The sequence below is a fragment of the Pseudomonas sp. AM14(2022) genome, from assembly GCF_036346455.1.
GTDB classification, from domain to species: domain Bacteria; phylum Pseudomonadota; class Gammaproteobacteria; order Pseudomonadales; family Pseudomonadaceae; genus Aquipseudomonas; species Aquipseudomonas putida_A.
In genome coordinates, this window is the sequence record NZ_JAOTNY010000028.1 from 1 (window position 1) to 22085 (window position 22085).

At 61.7% G+C, this 22085-nt stretch carries 25 protein-coding genes; 17 read left to right on the top strand and 8 right to left on the bottom strand.

Annotation, left to right across the window (positions count from 1 at the left end):
• The first annotated feature begins 79 nt into the window (after positions 1 to 79).
• Both rhtA and V3W27_RS27485 read left to right on the top strand, forming a co-directional pair.
• Positions 80 to 967, top strand: a complete 888-nt coding sequence (gene rhtA, locus V3W27_RS27480; RefSeq protein WP_027613370.1) for a threonine/homoserine exporter RhtA — start codon at positions 80 to 82, stop codon at positions 965 to 967.
• Positions 968 to 1136: 169 nt separating this feature from the next.
• Positions 1137 to 1418: a hypothetical protein gene (locus V3W27_RS27485; RefSeq protein WP_096795010.1), complete on the top strand. Its 282-nt coding sequence runs from the start codon at positions 1137 to 1139 to the stop codon at positions 1416 to 1418.
• Between the two features lies 1 nt (position 1419).
• On the opposite strand, the gene V3W27_RS27490 is transcribed toward V3W27_RS27485, so the two are convergent.
• Complete coding sequence (locus tag V3W27_RS27490; RefSeq protein ID WP_027613371.1) at positions 1420 to 1998, bottom strand: TetR/AcrR family transcriptional regulator; 579 nt, start codon at positions 1996 to 1998, stop codon at positions 1420 to 1422.
• 92 nt (positions 1999 to 2090) lie between these two features.
• On the opposite strand from V3W27_RS27490, the gene V3W27_RS27495 reads away from it, so the two are divergent.
• Positions 2091 to 2819: an SDR family oxidoreductase gene (locus tag V3W27_RS27495; RefSeq protein WP_330208024.1), complete on the top strand. Its 729-nt coding sequence runs from the start codon at positions 2091 to 2093 to the stop codon at positions 2817 to 2819.
• 40 nt (positions 2820 to 2859) lie between these two features.
• Entirely contained in the window at positions 2860 to 3456 is a 597-nt protein-coding gene (locus tag V3W27_RS27500; protein WP_330208025.1) for a 2-hydroxychromene-2-carboxylate isomerase, read from the top strand.
• Positions 3457 to 3505: 49 nt separating this feature from the next.
• On the opposite strand, the gene V3W27_RS27505 is transcribed toward V3W27_RS27500, so the two are convergent.
• The 4 genes from V3W27_RS27505 to V3W27_RS27520 all read right to left on the bottom strand — a co-directional run bounded on the left by V3W27_RS27505 (position 3506) and on the right by V3W27_RS27520 (position 7715).
• Positions 3506 to 5314, bottom strand: a complete 1809-nt coding sequence (locus tag V3W27_RS27505; protein ID WP_330208026.1) for an aminopeptidase P family protein — start codon at positions 5312 to 5314, stop codon at positions 3506 to 3508.
• 55 nt (positions 5315 to 5369) lie between these two features.
• The gene (locus tag V3W27_RS27510) at positions 5370 to 6536 is read right to left on the bottom strand and encodes an aminotransferase class V-fold PLP-dependent enzyme (RefSeq protein WP_330208027.1); all 1167 of its coding nucleotides are present in this window, start codon (positions 6534 to 6536) and stop codon (positions 5370 to 5372) included.
• Between the two features lie 205 nt (positions 6537 to 6741).
• Positions 6742 to 7356, bottom strand: a complete 615-nt coding sequence (locus tag V3W27_RS27515; protein WP_003226640.1) for a LysE family translocator — start codon at positions 7354 to 7356, stop codon at positions 6742 to 6744.
• A 101-nt stretch (positions 7357 to 7457) separates the two neighbouring features.
• Complete coding sequence (locus tag V3W27_RS27520; protein ID WP_330208028.1) at positions 7458 to 7715, bottom strand: hypothetical protein; 258 nt, start codon at positions 7713 to 7715, stop codon at positions 7458 to 7460.
• Between the two features lie 392 nt (positions 7716 to 8107).
• Here V3W27_RS27520 and msuE point away from each other — a divergent pair, with 392 nt between their 5' ends.
• The 4 genes from msuE to V3W27_RS27540 all read left to right on the top strand — a co-directional run bounded on the left by msuE (position 8108) and on the right by V3W27_RS27540 (position 12274).
• Complete coding sequence (gene msuE, locus V3W27_RS27525; protein ID WP_027613377.1) at positions 8108 to 8671, top strand: FMN reductase; 564 nt, start codon at positions 8108 to 8110, stop codon at positions 8669 to 8671.
• A 10-nt stretch (positions 8672 to 8681) separates the two neighbouring features.
• Positions 8682 to 9827: an FMNH2-dependent alkanesulfonate monooxygenase gene (gene ssuD / locus V3W27_RS27530; protein ID WP_330208029.1), complete on the top strand. Its 1146-nt coding sequence runs from the start codon at positions 8682 to 8684 to the stop codon at positions 9825 to 9827.
• 130 nt (positions 9828 to 9957) lie between these two features.
• The gene (locus V3W27_RS27535) at positions 9958 to 11145 is read left to right on the top strand and encodes an acyl-CoA dehydrogenase family protein (RefSeq protein ID WP_330208030.1); all 1188 of its coding nucleotides are present in this window, start codon (positions 9958 to 9960) and stop codon (positions 11143 to 11145) included.
• 25 nt (positions 11146 to 11170) lie between these two features.
• Positions 11171 to 12274 carry a sigma-54 interaction domain-containing protein gene (locus V3W27_RS27540; protein WP_103368496.1) on the top strand — a complete coding sequence of 368 codons (1104 nt, stop codon included), beginning with the start codon at positions 11171 to 11173 and terminating at the stop codon, positions 12272 to 12274.
• On the opposite strand, the gene V3W27_RS27545 is transcribed toward V3W27_RS27540, so the two are convergent.
• Entirely contained in the window at positions 12271 to 12636 is a 366-nt protein-coding gene (locus V3W27_RS27545; RefSeq protein WP_330208031.1) for an antibiotic biosynthesis monooxygenase, read from the bottom strand. The genes V3W27_RS27540 and V3W27_RS27545 overlap by 4 nt on opposite strands.
• 96 nt (positions 12637 to 12732) lie before the next feature.
• Here V3W27_RS27545 and soxR point away from each other — a divergent pair, with 96 nt between their 5' ends.
• From soxR to V3W27_RS27565, 4 genes are all read left to right on the top strand, one after another.
• The gene (soxR, locus tag V3W27_RS27550; RefSeq protein ID WP_330208032.1) at positions 12733 to 13182 is read left to right on the top strand and encodes a redox-sensitive transcriptional activator SoxR; all 450 of its coding nucleotides are present in this window, start codon (positions 12733 to 12735) and stop codon (positions 13180 to 13182) included.
• A gap of 103 nt (positions 13183 to 13285) precedes the next feature.
• Positions 13286 to 13744, top strand: a complete 459-nt coding sequence (locus V3W27_RS27555) for a VOC family protein (RefSeq protein WP_103368493.1) — start codon at positions 13286 to 13288, stop codon at positions 13742 to 13744.
• 208 nt (positions 13745 to 13952) lie between these two features.
• A complete protein-coding gene (locus V3W27_RS27560; protein ID WP_330208033.1) occupies positions 13953 to 14828 on the top strand; it encodes an alpha/beta fold hydrolase in 876 nt (291 codons plus the stop codon).
• Positions 14829 to 14852: 24 nt separating this feature from the next.
• Positions 14853 to 15803: a LysR substrate-binding domain-containing protein gene (locus V3W27_RS27565; RefSeq protein WP_330208034.1), complete on the top strand. Its 951-nt coding sequence runs from the start codon at positions 14853 to 14855 to the stop codon at positions 15801 to 15803.
• Between the two features lie 126 nt (positions 15804 to 15929).
• Here V3W27_RS27565 and leuD read toward each other — a convergent pair whose 3' ends face one another.
• Together leuD and leuC are read right to left on the bottom strand one after the other, a co-directional pair.
• Positions 15930 to 16544: a 3-isopropylmalate dehydratase small subunit gene (gene leuD / locus V3W27_RS27570; protein ID WP_097088242.1), complete on the bottom strand. Its 615-nt coding sequence runs from the start codon at positions 16542 to 16544 to the stop codon at positions 15930 to 15932.
• Positions 16541 to 17959 (bottom strand): 3-isopropylmalate dehydratase large subunit, encoded by a 1419-nt coding sequence (gene leuC / locus V3W27_RS27575; protein WP_330208035.1) that lies wholly within the window; start codon positions 17957 to 17959, stop codon positions 16541 to 16543. The genes leuD and leuC overlap by 4 nt, the downstream gene beginning before the upstream one ends.
• A gap of 392 nt (positions 17960 to 18351) precedes the next feature.
• Here leuC and V3W27_RS27580 point away from each other — a divergent pair, with 392 nt between their 5' ends.
• From V3W27_RS27580 to V3W27_RS27600, 5 genes are read left to right on the top strand one after another with little or no spacing between them, the layout of a single operon-like run.
• On the top strand, positions 18352 to 19542 hold the full coding sequence (locus V3W27_RS27580) for a PepSY-associated TM helix domain-containing protein (RefSeq protein ID WP_027613387.1): 1191 nt from the start codon (positions 18352 to 18354) through the stop codon (positions 19540 to 19542).
• Positions 19539 to 20081, top strand: a complete 543-nt coding sequence (locus V3W27_RS27585) for a hypothetical protein (RefSeq protein ID WP_027613388.1) — start codon at positions 19539 to 19541, stop codon at positions 20079 to 20081. Before V3W27_RS27580 ends, V3W27_RS27585 begins: the two co-directional genes overlap by 4 nt.
• Positions 20078 to 20419, top strand: coding sequence for a hypothetical protein (locus tag V3W27_RS27590; protein WP_007965473.1), 342 nt, complete (start codon positions 20078 to 20080; stop codon positions 20417 to 20419). The genes V3W27_RS27585 and V3W27_RS27590 overlap by 4 nt, the downstream gene beginning before the upstream one ends.
• Positions 20416 to 20991 carry a DUF6162 family protein gene (locus V3W27_RS27595; RefSeq protein WP_330208036.1) on the top strand — a complete coding sequence of 192 codons (576 nt, stop codon included), beginning with the start codon at positions 20416 to 20418 and terminating at the stop codon, positions 20989 to 20991. Before V3W27_RS27590 ends, V3W27_RS27595 begins: the two co-directional genes overlap by 4 nt.
• 35 nt (positions 20992 to 21026) lie before the next feature.
• Complete coding sequence (locus V3W27_RS27600; protein ID WP_330208037.1) at positions 21027 to 21956, top strand: metal ABC transporter substrate-binding protein; 930 nt, start codon at positions 21027 to 21029, stop codon at positions 21954 to 21956.
• Positions 21957 to 22085 lie beyond the last annotated feature (129 nt).

The following is a 22085-nucleotide window of genomic DNA, read 5'->3' on the forward strand; positions in this document are numbered from 1 at the left end:
TGCAACGTCAGCGAATGCGCAGTATATTGCCCAACACTTAAAACAACACCCTGCTCTCACCTTCGGATGATGCCTCGCAATGACTGACCAACCTCGCTCTCTGGCCTCAATGCTGTTCCCGGTTGGCCTCTTATTAATAGCCATGGCATCCATTCAGTCTGGCGCCTCTCTGGCCAAGAGCATGTTCCCGGTGGTTGGCGCTCAGGGGACGACCACCCTGCGCCTGGTCTTTGCCAGCGTAATCATGCTGTTACTACTGCGTCCGTGGCGCGCCAGGCTGACAGCTCAGTCCCTGCGCACGGTGATCGTTTACGGAATGGCGCTGGGCGGCATGAACTTCCTCTTCTATATGTCATTGCGCACCGTGCCACTTGGCATTGCAGTCGCGCTTGAATTCACGGGTCCGTTGGCCGTCGCCATCTACGCCTCCCGCCGCGCTATCGACTTTCTCTGGATTGCTCTGGCGGCAGTTGGCCTGCTGCTGTTGATCCCGACAGGAGCGACATCCACGGGGATTGATCTAATGGGCGCCGGTTACGCCTTGGGGGCCGGCGTGTGCTGGGCGCTGTACATTCTGTTCGGCCAAAAGGCTGGCGCCGACAACGGCGTGACGACCGCGGCGCTGGGCGTGATGATTGCCGCACTGTTTGTCGCCCCGATCGGCATCGTGCATGCCGGCGCGGCATTGCTCACCCCGTCGCTGATCCCGGTGGCCATCGGCGTCGCCATCCTCTCGACTGCTTTGCCCTACACGCTGGAGATGGTCGCCCTCACCCGCATACCAGCCCGCACCTTTGGGACGTTGATGAGCATCGAACCAGCCTTTGGCGCGTTGTCCGGGCTGCTATTCCTGCAGGAGTACCTCACGCTGTCACAATGGATGGCGATCTTGTGCATTATTCTGGCCTCCGTCGGGGCAACCATGACCATGGGCAGTAGCGCCAAACCCGTTGTAGCGGCAGATTGAAACAGGATTTGACGAAGGTCTGGCAATTGGCGTTCATTTAGGCCATGTTTAGGCCCCTTAACTCAGTGCCAGGCATGGATTTTTTCGGACAGGGATATCGAACCGCTTAAAGCGCAGGCGAATACAGGCAGACCCGAGCGCCAGACTCGTGGCTACCATAAGGACGGTAATGAAACGAATTTTGATACTGATCGCTGTATTGGCAGTAGCGGGGTGCGCAGCCACCGCCAAGACCCAAGTGAAGCACGGTAAAAAAGGGCTGCACATCAACTGTTCCGGGCTGTCGTCCTCTTGGGACAAGTGCTACACCAGCGCCGCCAATGCCTGCGCCCCAAAGGGCTACAAAGTCATCGCCAAATCAGGGGACGCCGTGGAAGAACCCGGCGATTACCCGTTCGGTCTTAATCCGGCCGGTTATACCAGCCGCAGCATGATCGTCATCTGCAAATGAATCATGCTGGCTGCTCGCCTTGTCGAGCAGCCAGCTGACGCCCGATTTCCTCATGACTGGATTTCAAAACCGTCCGTTGAATCTCCGGCGTCACCAGCATCCGCGCCACTACCAACGCTCCGACGCATTGCGACAGAATCGCCCACGCCAGGCTGTCGCTTTCCAGAATCTGCGCCCAACTGGCGTGCAACCGACAAATCCACAACTCTGCCTGCTCGCGAACCTGATCATCTGAACGGGCAATTTCCGCACCCAGTGTCGGCAAGGCGCAGCCCGATTCAGGCTGCTCCACGTGAGCCATGCTCAGGTACTGTTTCAGACAGCGTTCCAGCCGCTCACGATCCTGCGCCCCCTGCCCTCCCAGTCGCTCCAGGCTCTGACACAGTTCACGCTCGACGATCGCCGTGAACAGCTCGTTTTTCGACGAAAAGTGGCTATAAAACGCTGCGCCACTGAGGCCGATAGCCTTCATCAAACCATCGACACCGACTGTGGAAAAGCCCGAACGCTTGGCTGACAGCGCGCTGCTGTTCAGCAGCTTTTCTCGGGTTTCCAGCTTATGACCGGCGGAATACCGCATGTGCTTGCCCTCTTGATCGACCGCCTTGACGTTGTCCGGATCCTAGCATAACGTTCGTTCACTTAACGATCGTTTACTAAAGGGATCTACCCATGAATAACAAGAAGGTCGTGTTGGTGGTGGGTGCGGGCGATGCCACTGGCGGAGCGATTGCCAAGCGCTTTGCCAGAGAAGGTTTTATCGCTTGCGTCACCCGGCGCAGCGCCGACAAATTACAGCCGCTGGTCGAGGCGATTAAGGCCGAGGGTGGCGAAGCTCACGGCTTTGCCTGCGATGCGCGCAAGGAAGAAGACGTGATTGCGTTGATTGAAGAGATTGAAACCCGCCTCGGCCCGATCGAGGCGTTTGTCTTCAACATTGGTGCCAACGTGCCTTGCAGCATTCTCGAAGAAACTGCGCGCAAATATTTCAAGATCTGGGAAATGGCCTGTTTCTCGGGCTTTCTCAATGCCCGCGAAGTGGCCAAGCGCATGGTCACCCGCCAACGCGGCACCATTCTGTTCACTGGCGCCACCGCCGGACTGCGCGGTGCTTCCGGATTCGCCGCGTTTGCCGGGGCCAAACACGGTATCCGCGCACTGGCACAAAGCATGGCGCGCGAGCTGGGGCCGATGAACATCCACGTCGCGCACGTGGTGGTCGATGGCGCCATCGATACCGACTTCATCCGCAAAAGTTTCCCCGAGAAGTACGCGACCAAGGATCAGGACGGTATTCTCAATCCCGAACACATCGCCGAAAACTATTGGTATCTGCACAGTCAGCCACGGGATGCCTGGACCTTCGAGCTGGATCTGCGCCCGTGGAACGAACGCTGGTAAGCCCCGCCTCCTCCATAACAATAATCAGAGAGCAGCGAAGATGACGAAAACCGTGGAGTTCTATTTCGACCTCGGCAGCCCTGCCACCTACCTGGCTTACACCCAATTACCGAAAATATGTGCCGCAACTCAAAGCGAGCTGATCTATATCCCGATGCTGCTGGGCGGCGTGTTCAAGGCGACCGGCAACGCATCACCGGCAATGATTCCGGCGAAGGGCCGTTACATGTTTCAGGATCTGGATCGCTACGCCAAACGTTATGGCGTGCCGCTGAAATTCAATCCGCATTTTCCGATCAACACGCTGATGCTGATGCGCGCGGTCACCGGCATACAACTGCGCCAACCGGAACGCTTTCACGCATTTATCGATTGTCTGTTCAAGGCATTGTGGGTGGAGGGACGCCCTCTCGATGAGCCGGAGACTGTCGCTGCGGTTTTGAGCGAACACGGATTCGATCCCAATGAAGTCCTGGCCCTGACCAACGACGAGACAGTCAAGGCAGCCCTGAAGGACAACACTGAAACAGCCATTAAACGCGGGGTGTTTGGCGCGCCGAGCATGTTTATCGGCAACCAGATGTTCTTTGGACAGGACCGCCTCGACTTCGTCGAAGAGGCCCTGCGTCAGGCTTAGAAAAACCTCAGAACCCGGACGCTGCCAACAGCGCCCGGGTTTCAGCCATTCAGATCGCCGCAGTGCGCGTGTTCAGCCACTCCAGCGCGGCCCCCTCAAGCAACGGACTCAGACGCTCACGCACTTCAGCATGGTAGGCGTTGAACCACTCCTTTTCTTCCTGCGTGAGCAAGGACGGCTCCAGGCAGCGCGTGTCGATCGGGCAGAGGGTCAAGGTTTCAAACTTGAGGAAATCACCGAACTCGCTGCTCCCCGCCTCGCGGTTCATCGCCAGGTTCTCGATGCGCACGCCCCAACGACCCGGACGATAGGTGCCCGGTTCAATCGAGGTGATCATCCCCGGTTGCATCGCCGTTTGCGGTGCCGGTGCTGCCTGATAGGCGATCACCTGCGGGCCTTCGTGCACGTTGAGGAAATAGCCGACCCCATGACCGGTGCCGTGACCGTAATCCACGTTTTCCGCCCAGATCGGTGCGCGGGCGATGGCATCGAGCAACGGCGAGAGAATGCCTTTCGGGAACTGCGCCCGCGACAGCGCGATAACGCCTTTGAGTACGCGAGTGCAATCACGCTTCTGCTCGTCCGTCGGGGTTCCGACCGGGACCATTCGGGTGATGTCGGTGGTGCCACCCAGGTACTGGCCGCCCGAGTCGATCAGCAGCAAGCCGTCACCCTCGATCACCGCGTGTTCTTCTTCGGTGGCGTGATAGTGCGGCATCGCGCCATTGGCGTTAAACGCGGCAATCGTGTTGAAGCTCAGCGACACGTAATCCGGACGGCGCTCGCGGGCAGCGGTGAGTTTTTCGTCGATGGTCAGTTCGGTGATGCGTTCACGGCCCCAGGCCGATTCCAGCCAGGCGAAGAATTCGCACAAGGCCGCGCCATCCTGCTCCATGGCCTTGCGGATATGTTGCGCATCAGCTTCGCTCTTTTGCGATTTGGCGAGAGTAGTCGGGTTCAGGCCTTCGACCAGTTTCACCGCGCTGTCGAGGTTATCCAGCAAACCGCTGGTCACTCGAGCCGGATCCACCAGCAGACTCGCACCACCCGGTACGGCGCGCAAGGCGTCGGCGACCTCGCGGTAATCGCGCAGAGTCACGCCGTCCTGTTCCAGCACTGCACGCAGCTCGGCATCGACTTTGCTCAAGGCCACAAACAGCGTGGCCTGCTGTTGATTGATCAACGCAAAAGAAACAAACACCGGGTTGAACGACACGTCGCCGCCGCGCAGGTTGAACAGCCAGGCGATGTCGTCGAGAGTGGCGATGAAGTGCCAATCGGCGCCACGCTCCTGCAGGGTCTCACGCAGTTTGGCGAGCTTCTCGCCACGGCTGACCGTCGCTTGCGGTGGCAGATGTTGATAGATCGGCGCGTTCGGCAGGCTCGGGCGGTCCGCCCAGACTTCATTCAACAGGTCGATGTCCGTGCGCAGACGCGCGCCGCGGGCTTCGAGCTTGCTGCTCAGGGTACGCGCCGAAGCCACGGCCATCACCGCACCGTCGACCGCCACCACGCCCCCTTCGGGTGTCTGCTCTGCCAGCCAGTCCAGCGGGCTCGGCTGACCCGGTTGCAGCTTGACCAGTTCGATGCCGCTGCCCTTGAGTTCCTTGGTCGCCTGTTCCCAATAGCGACTGTCGGCCCAGACCCCGGCGAAATCAGCGGTAACGATCAAAGTGCCGACCGAACCATGAAAGCCCGACAGCCATTGCCGCCCTTGCCAGTAGCCCGGCAGGTATTCCGACAGATGCGGGTCGGCCGATGGCACCAGCAACGCATGAATGCCTTCACGGCGCATCAATTCACGGGTGTGCGCCAGGCGCTGGGGAACCGTTCCTTCGGTCAAAGTCTGGGTACTCATCATGTCTCCTGCCAATCACTTCATCGTTATTGTTCGTAGCCGTGAAACCGGCTGGTTAAAGCCCTGTCGCCCAGAATGCCGGGGCACTGGCGCAGGCGCCTTTGATCAGTTCTGCCGCCTGATCGACATCGGCGGCGGTGGTGAAACGGCCGAGGCTCAGGCGAATGGTGCGCCCGGCCAGCCGGGCGTCGTGCCCCAGTGCCAGCAGCACGTGAGAAGGCGTGTTGCTCGCCGAGTTGCAGGCCGAGGTCGCGGAAAAGGCGATCGACTGGCTCAAGGCCGCACTGTTGAATTCACCTTCGCTGAAGGTCAGGCTCAACGTGTGCGCGATGCGCTGGCTGGCGCTGCCGTTGAGACGTACGCCCGGCAGACTCAGCAACTGTTCGAGCAGCCGTTCACGCAGCGCCACGATGGACTTTTTCTCGGCATCGAATTCGGCAGCCGCCAAGGCGAATGCCGCGCCCATGCCGGCGATCTGATGCGTCGCCAGGGTCCCGGAGCGCAGCCCGCCTTCGTGGCCGCCGCCATGAATCTGCGCCTGCAAGCGCTGCTGCGCGCGTGGGCCGACATACAACGCGCCGATCCCCTTGGGACCGTAAAGCTTGTGCGCCGAAAACGACATCAAGTCCACTGGCCACTGCTGCAGATCGATCGCCACTTTGCCGGCGCCCTGCGCGGCATCGACATGGAACAACGCGCCACGGCCGCGCACGACTTCACCGATCGCCGGGATATCGTTGAGGGTGCCGAGTTCGTTGTTGACCAGCATCAGCGACACCAGAAAGGTGTCGTCGCGCATGGCTTCGCTGACCGCCTGCGGGGTGATCAGGCCTTCGGCGTCCGGTACCAGATAGGTCACCGCGACGCCGGCATCCTGCAATTGCCGGGCGGTATCGAGAATGGCTTTGTGTTCGATCTGGCTGGTAATGATGTGGCCACCGACAACCCCGCGTGCCTGGGCCACGCCCTTGAGGGCAAGGTTGTTGGATTCGGTGGCGCCGGAGGTCCAGACGATCTGCGTGGCCTCGGCGCCGACCAGTTCGGCGACTTGCCGACGGGCCTGCTCGACCGTGTGCCGGGCCTGCTGGCCGAAGGCGTGGGAGCTGGACGCCGGGTTGCCGAAGTTACCGTGAAAACCCAGACAATCGATCATCACCTGGATGACCCGCTCGTCCACCGGGGTGGTGGCGGCGTAATCGAAATACAACGGACGTTTATTCATAAAAGACTCGCAGAGCGTGTTCCGGGATCAGGAGGCTCGTGTCTGCAAACGGCACAGCGCAGCCTTGTGAGCTGCGCCTGGGTTCGAGACCGTCATCAATACCTGATCGGATGCCGTTAAAGAAGAACAACTTCATTTAAAAGTGCGTAGGAACGCTCCTGAAGCCGAGCTTAACAGGCATCGGGCCGGCGGTTGAAGCAATGCGTCAGTGAAAGCTTTCGAGAAGCAGCGGGTACAGCGAAATCACCAACAGCGCCGCCATGCCCCAGTTGAACACGCGCAACCAGCGCGGATCCTTCAGCACGTTGCGCAACAACGTGCCGCACGCTGCCCAGACACCGACGCTGGGCAGGTTGATGATGGCGAACACCGCGGCGATCACCACCACATTGGTGAAATAACCCTGCATCGGCGTGTAGGTGCTGATGGCACCGATGGCCATGATCCAGGCCTTGGGATTGACCCACTGAAACGCGGCGGCACCGAGATAACTGATCGGCTTGGCCTCACCTTCGACGCCCTCGCCGACCGGGCCCGAGTGGGCGATTTTCCACGCCAGGTACAACAGATATGCAGCGCCGAGATAGCGCAGCACCGTGTAGAGAATCGGGTAAGTCTGGAACACCGCGCCCAGGCCAAAGCCCACCGCGACCACCAATACGAAGAAACCGCAGGTGATGCCGAGCATGTGAGGAATGGTGCGGTTGAAGCCGAAGTTCACGCCCGACGCCAGCAACATGGTGTTGTTCGGCCCCGGTGTAATCGAGGTGACAAGGGCAAACAGGGCAAAGCCCAACAGCAGGTCGAGCGAGAGGGTCATGGGAGCAATCCGTCAGGGGTCATTCAGGTGTTGACCCTATCGCACGGCGGCCCACGAACCCACGGACAGTTACGTGAAAATTCGAGCAGTACAGTTTTCGATTAACTAGGACGACCGTGCAGCTGTATCGCACGCCCGGCGCTCATTTCAGCTTTCTTGTCGAATTGCGACTCGCCCAGCAGTGCGGCTTTCTTCGCGTGATATTCGTCGAAAGACAAGCCGCTGCGGTTCAGCGCTTCCATTGCCAGTTCGCGGGTTTCTTCGGCGGTGTATGGCCGTTGTTCGGGGGAAATGTGGGTCGCGCAACCGGCGAGTACGGAGACAGCGAGCAGCAGCGAAACAGTCAGTAAACGATTCATGGGGAGCGTCCTGGCGAGCGGTGGTAGTCGATGGACAAAGGCTACGCCCGCGCCTCTCCGGGCAAAAATCAACGCTCTCAATAGTGGCTATCAGGATTTGAGCTTGATCGGCGACATATATCTTAACGATCTATAAATATCGATTAACGTTCTTTTACGGAATAAACAGCAGCCGCTATAAATCCCTGCACACGGCGAACAACTGTTGCTCCAGCAACTGTTGCCCAGGCAACAGCAGATCAACAAACCCGCCTGATATCTGCACAACCGACTCACGCCATAGCGCTAAGGCCCAAGTAAACCGGGGCTCTCAGGAATTGGTACAGCGCTTGCTCAAGCCTTGGCACTTACTCACTGCTCGCTGAGCAACTGTTGATAAAAAGGAACTGATCATGTCGCGTCCCCTGAAAGTCGTCGCCCTCTCCGGCGGCACCTGGCGTCCATCGCGCACGCTGGTGCTGACCCAAGCGCTGTTGGCCGAACTGGCCGAACACTTGCCGGTCGAGAGTCATCTGATCGAACTCGGTGATATCGCCCGGCCGTTGGGTGCTGCCCTGTCGCGTCAGGAGCTGAGCGCCGAGGTCGAAGCCGAACTGCAAGCCATCGAACAGGCCGATCTGCTGATCGTCGCCGCGCCGGTGTATCGCGGTTCCTACCCGGGCCTGCTCAAGCATCTGTTCGACCTGATCGACCTCAACGCGCTGATCGACACCCCGGTGCTGCTCGCCGCCACCGGTGGCAGCGAGCGCCATGCGCTGGTGCTCGATCACCAGTTGCGGCCGCTGTTCAGTTTCTTCCAGGCCGTGACCCTGCCGATCGGGGTGTACGCCACCGAAGCCGATTTCGCCGACTACCAGATCACCAGCGAGCCGCTGAAAGCGCGGATCCGTCTGGCCGCCGAACGCGCCGCGCCACTGTTCGGCACACAAATCAAACCGTTGCTGAAAATCGCGTAAGGAGCTGTGCATGGATGTTTTCTGGTTCCTGCCGACCCACGGCGACGGCCATTACCTGGGCACCACCCAAGGCGCGCGCCCGGTCACCCTGAATTATCTGAAACAAGTGGCGCAAGCCGCCGACAGCCTCGGCTATCACGGCGTGCTGATTCCCACCGGGCGCTCCTGCGAAGACTCGTGGGTGATCGCCTCGGCGCTGGTGCCGTTGACCGAACGCCTGCGTTATCTGGTAGCGATCCGCCCGGGGATCATTTCGCCCACCGTTTCGGCGCGCATGGCGGCGACGCTCGATCGACTGTCCAACGGTCGTCTGCTGATCAACGTGGTGACCGGCGGCGACCCCGACGAAAACCGTGGCGACGGCAGCTTCCTGAGCCACAGCGAACGCTACGAAGTCACCGACGAATTCCTCAGGATCTGGCGCCGGGTGTTGCAAGGCGAATCGGTGGATTTCGAAGGCAAACACCTGAAAGTACAGAACGCCAAAGCCCTTTATCCGCCAGTGCAGAAACCGTATCCGCCGCTGTATTTCGGCGGCTCGTCCGACGCGGCGCATGACCTCGCTGCCGAGCAAGTCGACGTGTACCTGACCTGGGGCGAACCGCCCGCCGCCGTTGCCGAAAAACTCGCCGATGTACGTGAACGTGCCGCTCGCCATGGACGCAAGGTGAAGTTCGGTATTCGCCTGCACGTCATCGTTCGCGAGACCGCCGAAGAGGCGTGGAAAGCTGCGGACAAACTGATCAAGCACATCAGCGACGAGACCATCGAAGCCGCGCAGAAATCCTTCTCGCGCTTCGACTCTGAAGGCCAGCGGCGCATGGCGGCGTTGCACGACGGGCGTCGCGACAACCTGGAAATCTCCCCCAACCTGTGGGCCGGCGTCGGTCTGGTACGCGGCGGCGCCGGTACCGCGCTGGTGGGCGATCCGCAGCAAGTGGCCGCGCGGATCAAGGAGTACGCCGACCTCGGCATCGAGAGCTTCATCTTTTCCGGTTATCCGCACCTGGAAGAGGCCTACCGCTTTGCCGAACTGGTGTTCCCGTTGCTGCCCGAGCCGTATGCAAGCCTGGCTGGACGCGGCGTCACCAACCTCACCGGGCCGTTTGGCGAAATGATTGCCAACGATGTGTTGCCCACCCAAGCCAAGGCCTAAAACGCCCCCTGTAGGAGTGAGCCTGCTCGCGAAAGCGGTGTGTCTGCGACGGTGATGTCGACTGTGCTGACCACATCGCGAGCAGGCTCACTCCTACAGAGAATCGCGTCGATTTGATGAGGAACACCGCGTGACCGCCAAACCACAAAGCACCCTGCTCTCCCCGCTGCAGACCGCGCGCCAACTGGCCGCCGAATTCGCCGTCACCGCCGTCGAGCGTGACGAGCGCGGCGGTACGCCGAAGGCCGAGCGCGATGCCCTGCGCGACAGCGGCCTGCTGGCCCTGAGCATTCCCACCCGCTACGGCGGCCTCGGCGCGACATGGAGCGAAACCCTGCAGATCGTGCGCGAGTTCGCCAAGGTCGACAGTTCCATCGCCCACGTCTTCGGTTTTCATCACCTGATGCTCGCCACCGTTCGCCTGTTCTCGCGGCCCGAACAATGGCAGCCGTGGTTCGAACAGACCGCGCGGCAGAACTGGTTCTGGGGCAACGCACTCAACCCGCTCGACACCCGCACCGTGGTCAAGGACCTCGGCGGTTGGCGCGAGTTTTCCGGGAAGAAAAGCTTCTGCTCCGGCGCCAGCGATTCACAGATGCTGATCGCCTCGGCCGTCGACGAAAGTGCCGGCGGCAAGTTGCTGATCGCGGCGATCCCCAGCGGTCGCAGCGGCATCACCCTGCACGACGACTGGAACAACATCGGCCAGCGCCAGACCGACAGTGGCAGCGCCACGTTCGAACGGGTGCGGGTCGAAGAATCCGAGCTGCTGCTTGACCCCGGTCCGTTGAGCACACCGTTCGCTTGCCTGCGTCCGCTGATCGCGCAACTGACCTTCACCCACATGTTCCTCGGGATCGCCGAAGGTGCCTTTGAGGAAGCACGCCAGTACACGCTGAGCGAAACCCGGCTCTGGCACAAATCCGCCGCCCGCAATGTGCGTGAAGACCCGTACGTACTCGCGCATTACGGCGAGTTCTGGGTGGCGCTGGAAGGCATCCGCCTGCTGGTCGAACGGGCCGCCGCGCTGCTCGACGAGGCCTGGGCCCAAGGCCCGAACCTGACCGCAGAAGAGCGCGGACATCTGGCCACAGCGATTGCCACCGCCAAGGTCGCCGCCAGTCGTCAGGGGCTGGATATTTGCAGCCGTTTGTTCGAAGTCACTGGCGCGCGCTCGACCCACGCTTCGCTGCGTCTCGATCGGCACTGGCGCAACCTGCGCACGCAGACCCTGCACGACCCGCTCGACTACAAACTTCACGAGTTGGGCGACTGGGCGCTGAATCAGGCGCTGCCGGTGCCAACGTTCTATTCCTGATCCTGCCTTTAATGGAGCGAGCCCCATGCAACTGCTGACCCTTCCGCCCTCACCCGCTCTGGCGACGTCGATCCGTGCCACCGCACAGGTCTTCGAAGACCCCAAGTCCCAGGCCCTGCTGGCGCATCTGCAGCAGGTCGCACCGAGCGAAGCCAGCGTGCTGATCATCGGCGAGACCGGCACCGGCAAAGAGCTGGTGGCGCGGCACATCCACAATCTGAGCCACCGCCGGCATCGGCCGTTTGTCGCGGTCAACTGCGGTGCGTTCTCCGAATCGCTGGTGGAAGCCGAGCTGTTCGGCCATGAAAAAGGCGCCTTCACTGGCGCCCTCAGCGCCAAGGCCGGGTGGTTCGAAGAGGCGGATGGCGGCACCTTGTTCCTCGACGAAATCGGCGATTTGCCGATGGCGATTCAGGTCAAGTTGCTGCGGGTGTTGCAGGAGCGCGAAGTGGTGCGCCTCGGCTCGCGCAAGAGCATTCCGATCGATGTGCGCGTGCTGGCCGCGACCAACGTGCAACTGGAGAAAGCGATCAACGCCGGCAACTTCCGCGAAGACCTGTTCTACCGGTTGAACGTGGTCAATCTTGAGCTCAGCCCGTTGCGCGAGCGGCCCGGCGATATCCTGCCGCTGACCCGACATTTCATCGAGGCCTACAGCCAGCGCCTGGGTTACGGACGGGTCAGCATCAGCTCCGGTGCCGAACAGAAACTGCGCAGCTACAGTTGGCCGGGGAACATCCGCGAACTGGAAAACGTCATCCATCACACCCTGTTGATCTGCCGCAACGGCGTGATCGAACGCGACGATTTGCGCCTGTCTAACCTGCGCATCGAGCGCCCGGACGATCAGCAGTCGAACGCCGACGACTCACCGGAAGCGCTGCTGGAGCGAGCCTTTCAGAAGCTCTTCGAACAACAGGCCGGCGCCCTCCACGAAAAGGTCGAAGACGCCCTGCTGCGCGCCGCCTATCGCTTCTGCCATTACAACCAGGTGCACACCGCCGCGCTGCTCGGTCTGAGCCGCAATGTCACCCGCACGCGGCTGATCAAGATCGGCGAACTGGCGGTGAACAAGCGGCGACTCACGGAGAACCTGCACGGTGAACGCCTGATCCAGTTGTCGATCTAGCCGACCAGATTGCAGTGCAGCGCATCGTCATGACTGCGGGCGATGCTGCTCAACACCTGAAATGAATTGAAGGTCACGGTCTTCGCCTGATGGGCGCGGATCAGCTGCCAGAAATCCTGCTCGCCGCTTTCAAAGCGACAGAACGCCGCCTCCCCGGCCTCGCGGCTCTGCCACTGGAGCAAGCTCAGCACCCGCCGACCGTCGTCGCTGACCTGGACGCTGGCGCTGACGAAGCCTGCGTAGCGCTGCGCCAGATGTTCGCTCTGCTGCGACAGCGCACTGACCAATGCCGGTTGCTGGCGCGGCTCGATCTCGAATTCGATCAATTGGGTAAAACTGCGATTTTTCGTCGAGGTTTGCATGAGAAGTCCCCACTCATCATTAAGCCGAGTCTTGCGACTCGAAGGCTTGCAGGGTAAAACCTCTAGTTAAGTCAAGGTCAAGAGTCCTTTTGCAAAATGATCACCCCGGAAAATCTGCACAAACAGCTCACCGTGGGCGAAGTCGCCGCGCGCAGCGGAGTCGCGGTCACTGCCCTGCACTTTTATGAATCGAAAGGCCTGATCACCAGCCAGCGCAATGCCGGCAATCAGCGCCGTTACCCACGGGCGGTCTTGCGCCGGGTGGCGCTTATCAAGGTCGCGCAACGGCTGGGCATTCCGCTGGCGGAGATTGGCGAAGCGCTAAAAATGCTCCCGGATGATCGCGCTCCGACAGCGGCGGACTGGAAAGTCCTGTCCGAGCAATGGCGGCGTGAGCTGGATGAGAGAATCAACCAATTGACGCTGTTGCGCGACCGGCTCACCGGTTGCATCGGTTGCGGGTGTCTGTCGATGGAGGCCTGCCCGTTGCGCAACCAAGGCGATGTGCTCGGTGATCAGGGGCCGGGGGCGCATTTCCTCGGCTGACTGCTCGTCGGGGAAAAATGCTGGCCGCGCAGACAGTTCTATAGTGAATCTTCCACAAATCCGGTGGAGCCACACCCCGAAAACAAAGAACAGGGAGAACGTCATGAGCGTCAAACCCATTCCCGAGGGGTATCACAGCATTACCCCGTACCTTGGCATCCTCAAGGCTGCCGAAGCCATCGAGTTCTACAAGAAAGCCTTTGGCGCGACCCAGGTCATGCGCCTGGACATGCCAGACGGGCGCGTCGGCCACGCCGAACTGCGTATTGGCGACAGCGCGATCATGCTCGGCACGCCGTGCGATCAAGGGCCGTTGAGTGGTCCGGACAATGCCGTGTCGGTCGGTTTGCATCTGTATGTCACCGATGTCGACAAGTCCTTTCAACGGGCGCTGGATGCCGGGGCGAAAGCGGTGTCGGAGGTCAAGGATCAGTTTTATGGCGATCGTAGCGGGACGCTGAAGGATCCCTATGGGCACCTGTGGTTTCTCGCCACGCGCAAGGAGGATCTGACGGAAGAGCAGATCAAGCAGCGGGCGATGGAGATGTTCAGTCAGGGTTGAGATTTTCAGGGTTTTGGCTGGCCCTATCGCGAGCAGGCTCACTCCTACAATTGGAACGCATTTCAACTGTAGGAGTGAGCCTGCTCGCGATGAGGCCAATGCGGATAGATCACATTTCATGAACCACCACACCACGCTTCAACCCTTGCCCCGAATGCCGAACACTTTCAGGATGCATCCCACCCGCACCTGAACAAGGATCAGCCCGATGTTTGCCGGATTCGTCAAAGACCAGCGCCACGTCAACGGCGTCGACATCGCCTATCGCCTCGGCGGCAGCGGCCCGGGGCTGTTGCTGTTGCACGGACACCCGCAGACCCACGTGATCTGGCACAAGATTGCCGAGCAGTTGGCGGAGCATTTCACCGTGGTCGCCGCCGACCTGCGCGGCTACGGCGACAGCGCCCGACCGGTTGCCGATGAACAACACCGCCATTACTCAAAACGCGAAATGGCCAGGGACAACCTCGAGTTGATGCAGGCGCTGGGCTTCGAACAGTTTTCGATTCTGGCCCACGACCGTGGCGCGCGGGTCGGCCATCGCCTGGCCCTCGACCACCGCGCTGCGGTGCAACGGATGATGCTGCTGGACATCGCCCCGACCCTGGCCATGTACACGCAGACCAACGAAGCGTTCGCCCGCGCCTATTGGCACTGGTTCTTCCTGATCCGCCCGGCGCCGTTGCCGGAAACCCTGATCGAGGCCGATCCCGCAGCCTATCTGCGCAGCGTGATGGGCAGCCGCAGCGCCGGACTCGCGCCGTTCACCGAGCCAGCGTTCAGCGAATACCTGCGTTGCCTGCAACGTCCCGGCAGCGCCCGAGGCATTTGCGAGGACTACCGCGCCAGCGCCAGCATCGACCTGGAACATGACCGGGCCGACATCGCTGCCGGCCATCATCTTGACCTGCCGCTGCGGGTGTTGTGGGGCGCGCAAGGCACGGTCGGGCGCTGCTTCGACCCGCTCAAGGAATGGCAGCATGTGGCGACCAACGTCAGTGGCAAGGCGCTGCCGGCCGGGCATTATCTGGCCGAAGAAGTGCCGGAACTGTTGCTCGCCGAAGCGCTGGATTTCCTGCGCTGAATCGAGCCCTGTACCGCCGATGCTATGCTGGCGGCTTGTGCCGCCAGTGCTCGTTCCCACATGTCCCAGAACCAAGACCCCGTGCCCCTGCCCGAAGACCTGCGCGTGCTGCTGACCGTGATCCGCAAGAACGGTTTCGCCGCTGCCGCCGATGAACTGGGCCTGTCCCCGGCCTACGTCAGCAAACGCATCCAGATTCTCGAATCGACCCTCGGCACTCGCCTGCTGCACCGCACCAGTCGCCGCGTGTCGCTGACCGAGGACGGCGAGCGGGTGCAGCGCTGGGCCTTGCGCATCCTCGATGATTTTCAACAACTGCATGACGATCTCGCCGACGCCCACGACAGTCCACGCGGGCGTTTGCACATCTGCAGCAGTTTCGGTTTCGGCCGCAACCATGTGGCGCCTGCGGTTTCGCGGCTGGCCGAGCTTCACCCGCAGTTGCAGATTCGCCTGGACCTGTTCGACCGCGCGGTGGACATCGTCAACGAAGGCTTCGATCTGGAAATCCGCGTCGGCGACGACCTGCCCGGTCAGCACATCGGCCGGCAACTGGTGAGTAACCGCCGGGTGCTGTGCGCTGCGCCCGCATACCTTGAGCGCCGCGGCACACCGCAGACTCTGGACGATCTGCAACAACATGACTGCTTGGTGATCAAGGAGCGCGACAACGCTTTCGGCGTCTGGCATCTGGATCGCGACGGCACGCAGGAAAGTGTGCGGGTCAGTGGGCCGCTGTCTTCCAACAACGGCGAGATTGTCCTGCAATGGGCGCTCGACGGACGCGGCGTGTTGCTGCGTTCGTTGTGGGATGTGAAACCGTTGCTGGAACAGGGCCGACTGCTGCCGGTGCTGGCCGATTACAGCCAGAGCGCCAATGTCTGGGCGGTGTACCCGACGCGGCTGGCCAACTCCGGGAAGCTACGGGCGTGTGTGGAGTTTTTGCAGGGGCATTTCAAGGATTTGTCGCTATAGCGGGTGCAACACCAAACCCTTGTAGGAGTGAGCCTGCTCGCGATGGCGGTCATTCAGCCAATGATTATTTCGACTGACACGACGCCATCGCGAGCAGGCTCACTCCTACAGAGGGCTAGTTGGGTGTCAGGTCAGCCATGGGTTGGCGGCCAGATGTTCGCGCTCGAACGCCTCGATCTGCTCACGCCGCTGCAAGGTACTGCCTATCGCATCCAGCCCCAGCAACAGTGCGGTCTTGCGCAAGCCGTCAATCTGGAAATCGATGACTTCACCGTCCGCCAGACGTATCTGCTGCGCCTCAAGATCCACATGGATCAGTGCCGTTTCAGGCTGACTCACCAACCGGCCAATGCGCTGCACCTGTGCCTCGTCCAGGGTAATCAGCAACACCCCGTTGCGCTGGCAGTTGTCGTAGAAGATCCCGGCAAAACGGCTGCCGATCAGCGCGCGAATGCCCATTTGCTGCAACCCCCACACCGCGTGTTCGCGGCTGGAACCGCAACCGAAATTCGGCCCGACCACCAGAAAGTTCGCGCCCTGCCAGGCCGGTTGGTTCAACACGAATTCCGGGTTGGGCGTGCCGTCGGCAAGAAAGCGCAGATCAAAAAACAACCCACGATCCAGCCCCTGACGGTCGATACCCTTGAGAAACTGCTTGGGCATGATCACGTCAGTATCGACGTTGGCCGCGAGCAGCGGCGCGGCCCGGCCGCTGACTTGCGTGAAGGGTTGCAGGCTCATGGGCGTTCTCCAAAGTGGCGGATGTCGGTGAGGTGGCCACTGATCGCGGCGGCAGCCACCATCGCCGGGCTCATCAGGTGGGTGCGCGCCCCGGCGCCCTGCCGGCCTTCGAAATTGCGGTTGGTGCTGGAGGCGCAACGGTCGCCGGGCGCGAGCACGTCATCGTTCATCGCCAGGCACATCGAGCAGCCGGACTGGCGCCATTCAAACCCGGCGTCGATGAAGATCTGCGCCAGCCCTTCGGCTTCAGCCTGAGCGCGGACCTCGCTGGAGCCGGGGACGATCATCGCCCGCACATGCCCGGCCACCCGCCGACCGCGCACCACGCTGGCGGCGTCACGCAGATCCTCGATCCGCGCGTTGGTGCAGGAGCCGATAAAAGCGTGGCTGATGACGATATCGCGCAGCGCCATCCCCGGCTCCAGGCCCATGTATTGGAGGGCGCGGCGCATGTCCTGACGCAGGATCGGATCGTCGATGCGTTGCGGGTCCGGCACCTGCGCACCGATCGGCGCGGCCTGATCGGGGCTGGTGCCCCAGGTGACCATCGGCTCCAGCAGACTGGCATCGAGGTGGATTTCGCGGTCAAACACCGCGCCGGGATCGCTGCGCAGTTCACGCCATCTTTCCACGCCGCGCGCTAACAGTTCGCCTTGCGGTGCGCGGGGTTTGCCGTTGAGATAAGCAAAGACTTTTTCGTCCGGTGCCATGAAGGCGCCGCGTGCACCGGCTTCGACCGCCATGTTGCAAATGGTCATCCGCGCCTCGACGCTCAGCGCATCAATGGTCGAACCGCAGAACTCGATCGCATAGCCAGTGGCGCCCGATGCACCGATGCGGCCGATCAGCGCCATGATCACGTCCTTCGACGTCAGCCCCGGCGCCAACTCGCCATCCACCGTCACGCACAGGCTTTTCAGGCGTTTGTAGACCAGCGTCTGCGAGGCCAGCAAGTGCTCGATTTCCGAGGTGCCAATGCCAAATCCGAACGCCCCCAGCGCACCGTACGTGGTGGTGTGGCTGTCACCGGCAGCGATGACCATGCCCGGCAGAATGAAGCCCTGCTCCGGGGCGATCACATGCTCGATGCCCTGACGTTTATCGAGAATGTCCAGCAGTTCGATGCCGAAGTCCCGGCAGTTCTCCGCCAGATACGACACCTGCCGCGCACCGCCGGCATCAGGCATCGCCGCCACCCGTTTGGGGGTGGTCGGGTTGACGTGATCGACCACCGCCAACGCCGTACCCGGCCGCCAGACCTTGCGCCCGGCAGCACGCAGACCGCTGAACGCCTGCGGGCTGGTGTATTCGTTGATCACTTGGCGATCGATGTACAACAGCACATGGCCCTGATCGTCGAGGCGGCACACGGTGTGCGAATCGATGTGTTTGTCGTAGAGGGTTCTGGGGCTCATCAGGGCGCTCGCTCAAGGGAATGCGGTGCTTTCCATCATAGGGAGCGCTTTGATGGCATCAATTGGCAGGCAGTGAGAGCGGCGTTCATGAATCGTGTTTGATCGGCTGATCAATGATTGCCCCGGTGGGAGCGGGCTTGCTCGCGAAGGCGTCGTGTTAGTCGACATCAATGTTGAATGATCTACCGCATTCGCGAGCAAGCCCGCTCCCACAGGGGGGGAATTGCGAAACATTTGCTTTCATATCACCTTTCGGGATTTGTCCGGCTCATCCGTCCTATAGAGATGCAGGCCGTTCGCACAGGCAACAGCCACGACCGCGCCTTTTGCGGACACCCGCGCTGCGAAGCCCGTAGCCGCGTGCCCTTTCATCGAAATCAAGACGCGCAATCATGTCGAAGAAATCCCGTTCCAAACTGTGGTTCCTGGTGCATAGCTGGCTCGCGCTGCCGATCTGGTTTTTTGTCCTGATCGTGTGTGTCACCGGCACGCTGGCGGTGGTCAGCCAGGAAATCGTCTGGCTGGCCAACCCGCAGATGCGCGCCAGTCAGCCGTCGGACGACGCGCCGCGGCTCAGTTACGATCAGGTGCTGGCCGCGATCAAACAGGCCGAACCGCAGACGCTGGTGGAAAGCATCAGCCGCCCCGACGAATCGCACTTCGCCCTCGACGTCGAAGTCAGCTACCCCGACGGCCGCTCGCAGACGGTCTACGTCAACCCATACACCGGGGTGATCCAGGGCCCGGCGCCGGACTTCAACTTCAAGGCGTTCACCCGCGCCCTGCACGGCTGGTGGCTGGTGCCGTTCACCAACGGTTTCAGCTGGGGCTGGTACCTGGTGTCGTTCCTCGGTCTGCCAATGCTCGCTTCGCTGGTGACCGGGCTGGTGGTGTACAAGCGCTTCTGGAAAGGTTTCTTCAAACCCACCCTGCGTTTTCGTCACGGTGCGCGGATCTTCTGGGGCGACTTCCATCGACTGAGCGGCATCTGGTCGATCTGGTTCATCGCGGTGATCTCGATCACCGGCACCTGGTTTTTGATCCAGGCCATTCTGGCCGACAACCAGGTGTCCATCAGCAGCGAACCGATCATTCCCGCCATGTCTCGGGAAAGCGTACCGATGTCGAGCGACGCCAGTCCTCCCCCACGGATCAGCCTCGATCGCGCGGTACAGATCGCCGAACAGCACATCCCCGGGCTGGAAGTCAGCTTCGTCAGCCTGCCGGGCAATGCCTACAGCCACCTGAGCCTTGGCGGTCGCGGCTGGTATCCGCTGATGTTCCAGACCGCCACGCTCAACCCGTACAACGGTGAGATGGCCGCCACGCGACTGCTGACCGACCGTTCCTCGCTGGAGTTCGTCACCGAGTCGATGCGCCCGCTGCACACCGGTGATTTCGGCGGTCTGTGGATCAAACTGATCTGGTTCTTCTTCGGCCTGCTGCTGAGCATGATGGTCCTCAGCGGCCTGTTGATCTGGACCAAGCGCACCGCGCTGGCCACCGCCAACGCCCTCAAGCGCGAAAATAAAAAGGCCCGCAGCCCACGTGTCAGCCGTGAACCGGCGGAGGTCAGCCTGTGAGCCCTTCCAATCGCACTGCCCAACCGTCCGCCCTGCGCCGCTTCTGGCACAAATGGCGCTTTCATCTGAACGCCCTGCTACTGCTGATTCCGTTGGGCTTCATGCCCAAGTATTTCGCCGATGCCGCGCTGTTTCGCGGTGACGTCGGCCTCGGTGAGCATGAGGTCGGCGAAATCCAGGTCGGCCCGTGGAGCCTGCGCCTGGCCGAACTGCGTAACGAAGCACCGCGCCTGAGCGGCCCCGCCGGCTACATGAAGGACTTCAATGCCGCCCTCTGCGATGCCTGTGTCGAACAGGTCAAGGCCACCTACCTGCGCATCGGCAAACCGCGCAGCCTGCGCGCCGCCGGGGTGATTTTCTTTGGCACGCCGTATCGCATGGGCGCGCAATTGCCGGTGGCGGAAAAGACCAAAGCCGATGCCGAACTGTGGATCACCATGGAAGGCTGGGACGGCAGCATGCATCAGGCGTCGATTCCCCTGAGCCAGGCCTCCCCCGCCACCCTCGCCTGGCTGAACCAACAAGGAGCCAAACCATGAACCGCGTTCAACGCCCTTCCCGCCTGCGGTTGCGTGCCGCGTTGCTGATGCTGTGCGCAGGTTTCAGCGCCGGCGCCCTGGCCCATAACCCGATGTGCGAATGCAAAGCCGTCGATGCCGAGCAGATCAAATGCACCGGCGGCTTCTCCGACGGCAGCGGCGCGCCGGGGGTGACCCTCGATGTGATCGGTTACGACGAAACCATTCTGCTGCCGGGCAAGCTCGGTGCCGACTCGACCGTGACGTTCAAGAAACCGGCGGCCGAGTTTTATGTGCTGTTCGACGCCGGCCCCGGCCACGTTGTGGAAATCGACCAAGCCGACATCGAGGCCCCATGAGCACGCCCACCACCCAAGTCGTCCGCCCGGCCGGTGCCGGGCATGAAACCCTCAATGTTCTGCTGTTGTGTTTACTGATCCTTGCCGTCGCCGGCTCGGTGGTCGCGTGGCGCGGGGTGTCCCATGAACCGGAACCGGTCGCCAGCCATCAGCTCGATGCGCGGCGCGACCTCAGCGCTGCCGAGCAAGGCATCTACGCCGACCTGCGGGTGACCCTCGATGAAATCCGCCTGCTGCGTGCAGAACAGCAAAGCCTGCCGACGCCACAGACCCTGGCCGAAGAAGGTTTCGCCCCGTTCGCCCAGGACGCCAGTTCGGTCAGCCGTGGCGGGCATGCCTGGCAATTGCTGGCGGACACGGCCTATTTCGGCCACAGCCAGGCGCCCGCCGTCGCCGGTTCGTTCGTGATGCTACTGAGCGCCGACGCCAGTGCCGCGCCGGACATCTGGCTCAACCGCGCCGCCGAGCTGCAGACGCCCACCGAACTGACTGACGCCGCGCTGTCCGCCGCCGGCTGGAAACAGATCGTCGCGCAGTTCGATGCCGGTGTGACCCGCGAGCATCGCCACTGAACCTTCGCCTTCACCCGAGAGAAGACCGCTTGCCCATGCTTACTTCCCTGACTCGCCGTCCCCTCCTGCGCACCCTGCTGTTAGGCCTGTGCGCGTGCCTGCTGAGCCCGCTGGCCAGCGCCGATCCGGGCAAACGCCTGCGCATCGGCATCACCCTGCACCCGTATTACAGCTATGTGGCGAATATCGTCGGCGACAAGGCCGAGGTGGTGCCGCTGATTCCCGCCGGTTTCAACCCGCACGCCTATGAGCCACGCGCCGAAGACATCAAGCGCATCAGCGGGCTGGATGTGATCGTGCTCAACGGGGTCGGTCATGACGACTTCGCCGACCGCATGATCGCCGCCAGCGAAACGCCGAACATCAAGACCATCGAAGCCAACGAAAACGTGCCGCTGCTGGCGGCCACCGGTACCGCTGCGCGCGGCGCCGGCAAAGTGGTCAACCCGCACACCTTCCTGTCGATCAGCGCCTCGATTGCCCAGGTCAACAACATCGCCCGCGAGCTGGGCAAACTCGATCCGGACAACGCCAGGACCTACACCCAGAACGCCCGCGCCTACGGCAAACGCCTGCGGCAGATGCGCGCCGATGCGCTGGCCAAACTGACCCAGGCACCGAACGCCGAACTGCGCGTGGCCACGGTGCATGCGGCTTATGACTATCTGCTGCGCGAATTCGGCCTGGAAGTGACGGCCGTGGTCGAGCCGGCCCACGGCATCGAACCGAGCCCGAGCCAGTTGAAAAAGACCATCGACCAACTGCGCGAACTCGACGTGAAGGTGATCTTCTCGGAGATGGATTTTCCCTCGACCTACGTCGAAACCATCCAGCGTGAGTCCGGGGTGAAGCTGTACCCGCTGTCGCACATTTCCTATGGCGAATACAGCGCCGACAAATATGAGAAGGAAATGACCGGCAACCTCGACACCGTGGTGCGGGCGATTCAGGAGTCCGGGGCATGACAGCAAAAGAAACCCTCTCTGACACCCCGCCATCCCCTGTGGGAGCGGGCTTGCTCGCGAAGGCGCCGGATCAGCCAACATCTTTATCGAATGACACACCGCATTCGCGAGCAAGCTCGCTCCCACAAG